Source organism: Pseudomonas sp. RW409 (genome assembly GCF_003184125.1).
In the GTDB taxonomy this organism is placed as follows: domain Bacteria; phylum Pseudomonadota; class Gammaproteobacteria; order Pseudomonadales; family Pseudomonadaceae; genus Aquipseudomonas; species Aquipseudomonas chlororaphis_I.
In genome coordinates, this window is record NZ_QHHP01000014.1 from 1 (window position 1) to 10,857 (window position 10,857).

Annotated in this window: 9 protein-coding genes; 8 read left to right on the top strand and 1 reads right to left on the bottom strand. The window is 45.9% G+C overall.

Going from position 1 to position 10,857, the window contains the following annotated elements:
- Window positions 1-107 precede the first annotated feature (107 nt).
- The 8 genes from DK261_RS08680 to DK261_RS33845 all read left to right on the top strand — a co-directional run bounded on the left by DK261_RS08680 (window position 108) and on the right by DK261_RS33845 (window position 10,098).
- On the top strand, window positions 108-1,364 hold the full coding sequence (locus tag DK261_RS08680) for an EAL domain-containing protein (protein WP_146218521.1): 1,257 nt from the start codon (window positions 108-110) through the stop codon (window positions 1,362-1,364).
- Window positions 1,365-1,454: 90 nt separating this feature from the next.
- Complete coding sequence (locus DK261_RS08685) at window positions 1,455-2,081, top strand: response regulator transcription factor (protein WP_110175583.1); 627 nt, start codon at window positions 1,455-1,457, stop codon at window positions 2,079-2,081.
- A gap of 156 nt (window positions 2,082-2,237) precedes the next feature.
- A complete protein-coding gene (locus DK261_RS08690) occupies window positions 2,238-5,726 on the top strand; it encodes a transporter substrate-binding domain-containing protein (protein WP_158286937.1) in 3,489 nt (1,162 codons plus the stop codon).
- A 681-nt stretch (window positions 5,727-6,407) separates the two neighbouring features.
- Window positions 6,408-7,613 (top strand): EAL domain-containing protein, encoded by a 1,206-nt coding sequence (locus DK261_RS08695; RefSeq protein WP_041990250.1) that lies wholly within the window; start codon window positions 6,408-6,410, stop codon window positions 7,611-7,613.
- A gap of 33 nt (window positions 7,614-7,646) precedes the next feature.
- Window positions 7,647-8,063 carry a hypothetical protein gene (locus DK261_RS08700; RefSeq protein ID WP_041990253.1) on the top strand — a complete coding sequence of 139 codons (417 nt, stop codon included), beginning with the start codon at window positions 7,647-7,649 and terminating at the stop codon, window positions 8,061-8,063.
- Between the two features lie 211 nt (window positions 8,064-8,274).
- Window positions 8,275-8,460 (top strand): carbon storage regulator, encoded by a 186-nt coding sequence (locus DK261_RS33840; protein WP_158286938.1) that lies wholly within the window; start codon window positions 8,275-8,277, stop codon window positions 8,458-8,460.
- A gap of 96 nt (window positions 8,461-8,556) precedes the next feature.
- Window positions 8,557-9,411, top strand: a complete 855-nt coding sequence (locus DK261_RS08710; protein ID WP_080768829.1) for a DUF1460 domain-containing protein — start codon at window positions 8,557-8,559, stop codon at window positions 9,409-9,411.
- A gap of 300 nt (window positions 9,412-9,711) precedes the next feature.
- Window positions 9,712-10,098, top strand: a complete 387-nt coding sequence (locus tag DK261_RS33845; RefSeq protein WP_080768830.1) for a DUF805 domain-containing protein — start codon at window positions 9,712-9,714, stop codon at window positions 10,096-10,098.
- 578 nt (window positions 10,099-10,676) lie between these two features.
- Here the strand turns inward: DK261_RS33845 and DK261_RS33340 are convergent.
- Window positions 10,677-10,857, bottom strand: a 181-nt coding sequence (locus tag DK261_RS33340) for a hypothetical protein (protein ID WP_218278175.1), incomplete at its 5' end; no start/stop codon positions are given.

The following is a 10,857-nucleotide window of genomic DNA, read 5'->3' on the forward strand; positions in this document are numbered from 1 at the left end:
GGGGGGGGGGGCGATCTATCCGTTTATTTCTTGGGAAATATCCTACGTTTGCGTGTGAATTTTCCTCGCCTTAAAGGTATGACTGACCTGCAAAGATCACGACCTGAGTGTTTGATCGGTTGAATAATATGTTTCCTGGTCGTGTTCTTGTTATAGAAAGTCATACTTTCCAGCGTGGCGTGTTGGCTAAGGCGCTGATGAGTCTGCGCATTGAGCATGTTCTGTCCGCGGGTAATGCTGCGCAGGCAGAGGCTTATATACAGCGTCGGGGTGTAATCGACGTCGTCTTCCTCGATCTGAATGATAGTTCGATCGATCACCGGGAGCTCTTGCGGATCGCCGGTGAGTTGGGCAACGTAAGAACCTTGGTGGTGTACAGCGAGCTGCAACTGGAGCTCTGTCGAGCAGCTATTCAAGTGAAGACATTGTTCGATATCAAATTATTAGGAGTGCTGGATAAACCATTACAGCTAACGGCCCTGCAGAAATTAATATCACGCTTCGTACGGTCGCAGATACCTCCTTCTGCATCGACATGGGCATGTTCAATGATAGAACATGAACTGATCCCGGAGGAGCAGGTTCGGCACGGGTTGGCGTCCGGAGCCTTCCAAGCTTGGTACCAGCCGAAGTTCAATCTATGTGATGGTCAGTTGTTCGGCGCTGAGGTTCTGGTGCGGTGGGATCATCCGGTTCGGGGGGTGCTATTGCCCAAGGACCTATTGGCGGCCGTACTGGCTTACGATTTGATTGACGATATGTTCAAGCAGCTTCTGGATCAGGGGTTGCTGGTCTTGAGTCGGCTGCGCAAGCAGGGGGTCGAAATTGGGCTCTCGTTTAACCTCACGGCCTCACAGCTGGTTCACGATGATTTGGTCGAGCACATTCTTCATCGCTTGGAGCAGCATAGGCTGTCGGGTACGGTTCTAATATTTGAAGTGATTGAAAACAGCCTGCTAAATCTCCCAGTACCTGCTTATGAAAACCTTTTGCGTCTGTATCAAGCAGGTTGTGGTTTATCGATTGATGATTTTGGGGGGGGATTCTCTTCGTTGAAGCTATTGGGGCAGTTGCCGTTTAGTCAGCTCAAACTTGATGGAAGATTTGTCCAGGACCTTTCCGACCAAAGCAACAAAGCTATGATTGCCAGTAGCTTGGCATTAGCCAAAGCATTAAGCATGGATTTGATTATCGAAGGTATCAGTAGCTCATCTGCTCTGGAGACGCTCATAACACTGGGTTGTTCTTTCGGACAGGGTTTTTACTTGGCGCCTCCCATGGTGGGCTCAGAGTTTTGCGGTTGGTTGAGAAGGTACCGGACTGATCGCGATGTTGTATTTGCAGGGCGTGAAAAAAATAATTGACTTTATTTTTTTTTAATGAGGCTTAAGCTATTCTTGCACTTGTTGTGAGTAGCAGATGGTGTGCTCTTCGTCTTTTTGAAAGAGGTTCATATGCTCAAAGCGTTGGTGGTTGATGACCATCCATTTATCCGTGCATCTGTGAAAATGCTGCTCAAAGCGGAACAGTTTGAGGTGGTGGCTGAAGCCAGCAATGGGGTTGAAGCCCTGCACCAGGCTCGTGAGCATGTGCCTGACCTGATTCTGTTGGACATCTCAATGCCACTGCTTGATGGCTTGGAAGTCATCAATCGAATCTGTGCACTTGGGCTGTCTAGTAAGATTCTGGTGCTGACCTCCCTAGAGGCTTCATTTTACGCTCAGCGTTGCATGAGTGCCGGGGCTTTCGGCTATGTCTCGAAAAGTAGTGATCTTGAAGAGCTGAGCCGGGCTATTAAAGTTGTCATGGGCGGTTATACCTACTTCCCTGTGCTTTCCAACAGCTCCGTGCGTGCTGTTGATAGCCAAGCCTCGGAACAGGCGATGATTCGACAGCTGTCTAACCGTGAATTAGCGATACTACAGCAGCTAGCTCGTGGGTTTAGCAATAAAGAAATTGGCGATGCCATGCTGCTGAGTAACAAAACTATTAGCACTTATAAGAGTCGGCTGATTGAAAAGCTTAATGTGAAGTCAGTGGTTTACTTGGCGGAATTTGCCAAGCGTAATAGTCTAATCTAAATGAAGTTTCGGTTGAGGTTTCTCGTAGTTTTTTTTGTATTTTATTGTTCGAGTCATGCACATTCTGAGCCAGTTGCGTATGAAAGCTTGGAGCTCCTCGGGCGCTCCCGCGCACCGGGGCTTGTTGCCATACTTGATGCAGCGGAGTGGAGTTGGTTGCGTGATAAGAAAGTTTTATTGTTAGGTACCTCAACTACAGATGCTGCACCCTTTGATATGGCTTCCAACCAATATCAATACGAAGGCTTGACAGCGGACTATGCGCAATTAATTTCCAAGCTGTTGAACATAAAAGTTGAGGTGCGCCTCTATGAGAGTAGAACAAAGGCGCTGGAGGCTTTGAAGCGTGGTGAGTTAGACTTGTTGAGCTCCGCCGGTGCTTTTGAAGCCGCAGACAAAGATTTGGTTGTTTCTCGCGCATATTTTGAGGATCAACCTGTGTTAGTCGCTCCACGAGCGATGGCTGGTTCTTTGAAGGCGAATCTCGAGGGCGCGCGCCTTGCATTGTCCGATCATTATCTCGATCCTTCATCGGTCAAAGAAAATTACCCGATGGCCATACCTTTTTTCTATCCAAGTGCTCTTGATGCGATTAGTGCGGTTATATTTGGAAAAGCCGACGCCTATATCGGTGGAGCGATCACTTCAAATTATATAATTAATCGAAATCTTCTAAATGAATTACACATTGAAGATTTCGCGAAATTTGAGTTTGCTAACATTGGGTTTGCCCTTCGATCTGACAATCATCAACTCCTGCGCATAATAAATCGGGCGCTAAAGGCAATTCCTTCCACCGAAAGCATGGCAATTATGCGTCGTTGGGGAGGGGGGAGCATTACGGTAAATAGTCATGAACATCTCGATTTGAGTCTCAAGGAGAGGCAGTGGCTACATGGTCATCCTCAACTGAGGGTTGCAATTGTGGGAGAAAATCCGCCGATTTCTTTTTTTGATCAGGGTAATGAATTCAAAGGCGTGGCTGCCGACCTGCTGGAAAAAATTAGTCATTATACGGGGCTTAAATTCGAATTGGTACGAGGTGGTTCAAAAAATGATCTTGTTGGGTTGCTACAAGCAGGTAAGGCAGATTTAATTGTCGAGCTCAGTCAAAATGCCTCGCGTGAAAATGAGCTGCGGTTCACTCGCCCATATTTTACAGATCCTTTCGTTCTGGTGAGTCGTAGTGGCTCAACTGAAGTCAATAGTTTAAGTCAGATGGCAGGAAAGCGTCTTGCTATAAGTATAAGGAATTCCCAGCGGGAATATATTTCTCAGTATTATCCTAAAGTAGTTTTGGTTGACACTGAGAATACACTAGACGCAATGAAGTTAGTAGCCCAAGGCAAAACAGATGCTGCTGTTAATACCATGTCCAATGCACGCTATCTCCTCGCGGGCGAATATAAAAATCGTTTGCAATTAGTTAGCACTGTTGGCTCACGACCAGCTCTGCAAGGGATTGCAGTGAAACGTAGCTCGTTAGAGTTATATTCCATTCTCGACAAGGTACTGATGAGCATTCCACCTGAAGAGTTGGACGAACTAACTAGCCGCGGGCGTGGTGAGGTGATGGTGGATCGCAGCATTGCGCGTGCCTACCAGAAGGCTACTTTCCAAGGGCTAAGTATTGCGGCAATTTTATCTTTGGTCGCGGTAGGGTGGATTTTTTATTTACGTCGGCTGATTCAAAAGCGTGATATAGCCGAACAGGCGTTAAATGAACAAATGGAGTTCATGCGGGTCCTGATCAATGGGTTGCCTCATCCTATATATGTGCGTGATCGGCAGGCTCGTATGCTGTTGTGTAACAGCCGCTACCTTGAGTTAGCTGGTCGTTCCCTTGAAGAGCTGATTGGCACACAGCCATTCGAAGGGATGAGCATCGACTCTCACTACAACCTGGAGCTTGAGCGCCAATACCATGAGGTGATGGACGGAGGCCAGGAGTTGCTCCGCGATAGCGAATTAATGCTACCTAATGGACGGATTATAACTGCTTATCATTGGATACTGCCGTTCCGTGGTAGTACTGGTGATGTGAAAGGTATTATTGCCGGTTGGATCGACATTACTGAGCGTGAAGAGTTGTTGAATCAATTAAAGGATGCCAAGCAGGAAGCAGAGAAAGCAAACCAGGCGAAAACGACCTTCTTGGCCACCATGAGTCATGAAATACGTACACCGATGAATGCGGTGATGGGAATGCTCGAACTGGTCATGAAAAAAGCAAATCAAGGCATACTTGATCGGTTTTCGATTGAGGTGGCGTCAAGCGCTGCGCGGGGAATGCTGGACCTGATTGGTGACATTCTGGATGTGGTACAAATCGAGTCTGGACGTTTGACCCTAGCCCCGGAGAGGGCCCTATTCAAAGATTTGGTCGAGTCAGTGGTGCGGATGTTCGAGGGGATGGCGCGGCAAAAGCATCTTACACTTGTTCTGGAGTTCGATGAAAGGGCCGATCGGGTGGTGCTAATCGATCCGTTACGTTTCAAGCAGGTGATATCCAATCTGTTGAGTAATGCAGTCAAGTTCACTGTCGCAGGGCGGATTTTGATCAGCGTTCATGTCACCCCTACTGAAGACCGGGAAAGATTGGGCATCCGTTTGTGGGTGCAGGACACCGGGATTGGTATTTCCAAGGAGGATCAGCAGCGTTTGTTTCAACCATTCAGTCAGATAGCTCCTGGCAGCCAGCCGACTACAGGCGGGTCAGGGCTGGGCTTGGTGATTAGCCGGAAGTTGTGCTCTATGATGCAGGGGGCGTTGACCCTGAGCAGTGTTCCTGGACTAGGGACCCAAGCGGAGGTGTTGCTGGAGCTGCCTATCCTCGCTCCGCTCCCCGCCAGCAAACCTGAGTCGGTGCTAACACACCCGGTCAGAGAGCTGAAGGTATTGGTAGTAGATGATTACCCAGCCAACCGCTTGCTGCTGTCACAACAGTTGAGCTACCTCGGCCACAATGTAATTGACGAGCAAGATGGTGCACATGGTTTGCGCACCTGGCGCAACTACCATTTCGATGTGGTGATCACAGACTGCAATATGCCGGTTATGAGCGGATATGAACTAGCAAAAGCCATTCGTGCCGAGGAAATGGCTTCAGCAAATGCTCCTTGTTTAATCGTGGGCTTCACAGCCAATGCTCAACCGGAGGAAATAGATCGCTGTCTGGCGGCCGGGATGGACGACTGCATGTTTAAGCCAATTAGCATGATGGACTTGACGGTGAGGCTTGCCAAGGTGACATCGGTGTTCAAGCAGACATCTGTAACCGATGAGGTTGAGCAATTGAGTGACGGCATTGACTTGAGCAGCCTTGAGCAGTTGACCTTTGGTGATCAAGCATCAATCAACAGCCTGCTAAAGGATCTGGCCAGTAGCAACGAAGAAGATCTTCTGCGCTTACTCAAGCTCTTCAGCCAAAATGACTTGGTCGGCCTCTCTGACCTAGCCCACAGGGTTAAGGGAGGGGCTCGCATTATCAAGGCACGGCGGCTTATCCAGTGTTGCGAACAGGTACAAGCTAATTGTGACGGGTTAGATGTCGCTCGTTTGACAGAGGCAGTTGACGCATTACACCAATCAATGGAAACACTAGGGGGGATATTGGCGCAGATAATTGGCGCGCCTTCACCGTAGACGGTGTGTTGTCATGTCTCCCTTTTCATAACGGGGGCAATATGAAATCAGTCGTATCAATTACTAGATTTTCGACGATTTGAACACTTGCCCAAGATCTATCGGTACTCTTCTGATTATCCTTTAGGAATTCTCCTACATTCCCTTGGGAATTTTCCTCTCAGCAAAACATTGTAATGCCGCGAATATATGCATCATATGAGTTGAGTTAAGGTCGAAACGTTAGAGGCTTGCGAGAAGAGTGAGCGGTATGCATATTTTGCTATGTTAATGCTTGCTTTTACTTTGTATATGGCTTTAGTCATAATATTGTGTCTTTATAATGTCGTTTTTTGGTTGGACTTTTCAGCTATATGTATATTTCGTACCCAAGTGTTGCGAGGCGTGATTCTTGGTAAGAGTTTTTGATTTTTTTTTGCGAAATAATAAATGATTAATACTTGGCTTTATCAGGCGTGTTCGGATCTTCATGAAATGGAATTAAGTATGCTGAATCACTTTTATTAATGTTATTTTGTTTTTTGCCAGCGGCTGATAAGTTCAAGGATGGAAGTTTCTCTTGTCTGTCGAGGTCGATAGCTTGGGCTAATTGGTGTGTGTTTTTGAAGGAGGATACTTCGAGAAAATAACTGCCGTAGGAGTATTGATGCCAGGGCTCTAATCTCTTTGCGGAAACTATTTATGCAGGTAGTACCCTTACGTGTTCTTGTGCTTGAAGGTCATATTCTTCAGCAGACAGTTGCGGTAAATTTATTGAAGCAGGCGGGTTGTCAGGAAGTTTTTGGCGCTACTAATAGTGTTCAGGCATTGGACGCCTTGTACAGGACTGGTCCAGTGGATATCGCACTTTGTGATCTGCATATGGACGGTATAGATGGCTTGGAGTTCTTGCATCATGCGGCGCGCTCGGGATTAGTAGGCTCGGTGATTATCACTAGTTCGTTCACAGAAGACGTGCGGCGTGCCGCTCAGCAACTGGTGCCGTTGTTGGGAGGGGCACTGCTAGGAGGCTTAGCCAAGCCACTGCAGTTTTGCGCATTGGAGGTACTTCTGAAAAAGCATCTAAATGAGCCTGTTATTAAACCAGCGACCAGACAGCCATCTATATCGGCGAGTGTAGACGAGGTCCACTCGGCTATACAGAGCCAACAACTGGAAACGTATTTTCAACCAAAAATAAACCTGCTCAAAGGAGGGGTTATAGGTGTAGAGGCTTTAACGCGTTGGAATCATCCAACTAAAGGCGTGGTTTCGCCGGCTGTTTTTATGCCAGTTATCGAAAGCTGTGGCTTGTTGAATGATCTGTTTTTTGCCCAGCTTAATCACGGCCTGGATTTACGGCGTCAGGCTTTGTCACAGGGCTACTTGCTCAATATTGCGTTCAATCTACACCCTATGCAACTTTCCAATCCTGACTTGGTATCTAATATAAAAAGCGTTCTATTGGGCCATGGTTTACTTGGTTCGGCCATCACTCTCGAAGTGACCGAAAGCGGTTTGCTGGAAGTCTCGACGATTTGTTTGGAAAACTTGGTGCGTCTGCGCATGATGGGATGTCGGTTGTCTATTGACGATTTTGGTGTGGGGTTTTCTTCATTGCAGCGTCTGTGTCAGCTGCCTTTCAACGAAATCAAGCTCGACGGTGAGTTTGCCCAGAGGTTCTGTGAAGAGCCGCGCTACCGTGCGGTCATCAACAGTACCCTGGCGCTTGGTGAGGCGTTAGGCGTATCTGTGGTGATCGAGGGCATCGAAAAGCAGGAACAGTACCAGCAATTAATTGACCTTGGGTGTGCTCAAGGGCAGGGGTACTTATTTGCAAAACCCATGACTAAACAAGATCTGCTGGTTTGGTTGGATACCTGGGATGCACACGCAAAAGTTATCTGACGGCCCATTGAGCTCACTTATCCAGGTATAAACATGCCAACACTCTCCTTGCGTATCTTGATTGCCGACAGTCAGCATCTACAGCGTTTGAGCATCGAGAAAATACTTAATCAGTACGGCTATCACCGTGTAGCGCCTATTGCGTCTCTCGAAGAGCTTTTGACTGTTATCCAATACGCTCTCGAACCCTTTGAGCTTTTGGTGATAAACAGTGCGCTGATGGTGGGATCCGGACACCGAATTGAGGACTTTTGCCGAAATTGTCCGAGCATTCTCAATGCACTGATTTATGATGGGCATGCGATGCAGTTTTTCGTGATGAAAGGGGAGGGGCAAATAATAAAAAAGCTATCCGGAGTGCCGGATAGTGATTCCATCAAGAATATCATGAGTTTGATCGATAAAGGTAGACAAGGGACTTTTTTATACTCTTGTCATGCTTTTGAGTGACAGTGTGTTGTTTGTCTTGGGGGGTAAGGTTGGATCGGATATAACAGGGGGCTTCAGCGAAAGCTACTTCTACTGGACAACGACTAGCGCCACGTGTTGGTGAGGGAGTCGCAAATTTATTCTTGGCGCTGAACAAACATAAATAGACAGTTTTATGTAGAGCCAAACTTTCATGTCCAGTTATTGAATGGCCATAAAACTTGGGGAGAGAATGTTGCTAGTCATCACAATAAAGCTCGGGAAGTGTCTGCATATTTCAGAGGATATTCAGATAAAAATTACCAAGGTGACTGGTAGGTATGTCGCCGTTGGTATTGATGCGCCGAGGTGCATGAAAGTTCTTCTGGGAGAGTTATCCCAACCAGCTAAAGATAGCAATGGTGATAATAAAGCATGAGTTGGTTCTTTTTTACTTTACTTTACTTTGCGTCGGTAGGGCCGATTTAGAGAGCGAGCAAGATAAAAATACATCAACTCATAGATGAAGAGTGAAATGAAAAAAAAATCAACTCTTATTTTGGTTTTAATATCAATGTTGTCGGGTGGATGCAGTTTTTCCGGAGCTGGCACAGAAGATTATATTCCGTATGATACGCTGAAAGCGAAGCAGGCAGCCGGAATAGTGCTGGATCCTTATACCTTAAGTAAAGTCAATGCAATTATTCAGGTGCGGGCGACGAGCAATCCTGTTGATGCGTATCAGGCGATCAATATGATTTCAGGGGCTTTTTTAGGGACTCCATACCGTGCAAATATGTTGGATGGCTCAGAAAGTACGCCCGAGAAATTAGTGATCGATTTTAGAGGCTTGGATTGTTTTACTTACTTGGACTATGTTGAGGCATTACGGAAATCAAATTCACAGTCGGAGTTTGTGAGCAATGTAATTAGAGGGCGCTATGTGGATAGTAATGTTGACTTTTTAAGTCGCAAACACTTTTTCACTGACTGGGGACATGGTGGAGACTATAAACTCGCCGATGATATCACCAGTCAGATAAGCTCTAATGCAGAAAACATTGAAAAAAAGCTTAATGAAAAAACTGATGGGACCTTCTACCTTCCAGGGCTACCAGTGATTAAACGCAATATCACCTATATTCCAAGCGGTCTTATTGATGAAGAGGTCATAGGGCGTTTGCGAAGTGGTGATTTAATTGGGATTTATACTAATCTCGCAGGATTAGATGTGACTCATGTAGGTTTCTTTATCAGTACAGAGCGAGGCCACGTTTTACGGCATGCATCCTCCCAAAAAGAAAATGAAAGGGTAGTGGATTCTCCTTTTATGGAGTATGTAGCCAAAACCCCGGGGATAGTGGTTTTAAGAGCTAGGGATAGTTTGTAGCATATAGACGGTTACCTCCAGGTCTGTCCGCGCCTGTGGCATTCATAGTAGTTGTTTTCGGAATTTAATTTTTTATGGGGGATGTAAATAATCTAGCCGGATTAGTATCGAAAAGAATGAGTGGCAATGTTGTCTAGATTGTTTAGGTAGTAGATGTAGAGTTTTTGTATGTTTTCAATTGCGCGAGCTCAATTGAATTATATGGGATTAAAGATGGGGTTGCGATTGAGTTGTCAATGAGGATTGCCAAGAAGTACGTTTAGTAGAAGTTTTTTGGAGCTGGTATAAGTGAGGGTCTATATGTATTTATTGAGAAGGCATTTTAACTGGAAAGGGCGGACTTGCAGGAAGGACTTCTGGATTTTTCTATTCATAAATTTTGTTGTTTTAACCCTGCTGCAGTTTGTTGATCGATGGATTGCCGTCAAGTTTTTAGGTTTTTCTTGTGCAGAGGTTGATGAGGAAGGGGGTATATATACACTTACAGTGCTGTACTCACTAGGAATGATCATCCCGAGTTTAATTATCTGTATACGGCGACTTCACGATACCAATAGGAGCGGTTGGTGGTTGCTCATAGGGATGATTCCTTTTATTGGGGCTTTTGTGCTTCTGATATTCTATTGCCTTGCTAGTACAGAGGATAATCGTTTTGGTAGAAAGTCATCCTCTCGGTTGAATTCATAGCATGAGTTTTATATTGAATAATACGCAGACGCTAAATTCACGGTGCTTCGATATCGGGTGAGGCGTGCGGAAGCTTAAGTTATGGATTTGTCATAGAGTAAAACTAGTTTATTATTGCTATCAATAAAATTCTATCGGGTTGTTCCAGTATTTTGAATGGTATGTTTTCATGACTTTCAAAAGTATAAGCTTGTTTTTAGAGTATGTCTACAGAAGGACCGCTCTGGATGAGTCCCGCTATACAGCAGCCCGTAAATAAAGAGATTTGCGTATTTGCTACTCTGTTGTCGATGAGTTAGAGGCTTTGATTTAAAAGGGAGGGGAATCAATCAGATTAGTATCGGGGTTTTGGAAGTCGCTGAAAAAACGAGGGTTTTATCAGCCAGAGGGGGTGGCATTCTTTCTGATGAGTCTGATAAGTTGTTTGCTGAGCGAGCTACTATTTAGAATTTAAAAAAGAGAAAGACGTTGTGTCATGGTGATGTTCGCACTGGAAGCGGCTCATGCTGCTTCTATTGACGTTCCTATGAGTCTGGTAAGCGCAGATGGCGCAACACAAACAATTGGAACCATCTCCATTAGTGAGACACAGTATGGCTTATTGTGTTGCCGCTGACCGAAAACTGACCCAGTAAAAGCTGTTCTGCCGACTGAAAACTGACCCAGGTGTTCAACTGCTTCTGCTCGCTTTCCGAGCAGGAGAACACAGGGTGATCAGCATAGAAATGTTGGGGAAAATTCGGCGGATGTGCCTTCGCG

What these genes read in the sequence shown, in the direction of transcription:
- DK261_RS08685 (WP_110175583.1), top strand. Translation starts at nt 1,455, where the DNA reads ATGCTCAAAGCGTTGGTGGTTGATGACCATCCATTTATCCGTGCATCT.
- DK261_RS08695 (WP_041990250.1), top strand. Translation starts at nt 6,408, where the DNA reads ATGCAGGTAGTACCCTTACGTGTTCTTGTGCTTGAAGGTCATATTCTT.
- DK261_RS08700 (WP_041990253.1), top strand. Translation starts at nt 7,647, where the DNA reads ATGCCAACACTCTCCTTGCGTATCTTGATTGCCGACAGTCAGCATCTA.
- DK261_RS33840 (WP_158286938.1), top strand. Translation starts at nt 8,275, where the DNA reads ATGTTGCTAGTCATCACAATAAAGCTCGGGAAGTGTCTGCATATTTCA.
- DK261_RS08710 (WP_080768829.1), top strand. Translation starts at nt 8,557, where the DNA reads ATGAAAAAAAAATCAACTCTTATTTTGGTTTTAATATCAATGTTGTCG.
- DK261_RS33845 (WP_080768830.1), top strand. Translation starts at nt 9,712, where the DNA reads ATGTATTTATTGAGAAGGCATTTTAACTGGAAAGGGCGGACTTGCAGG.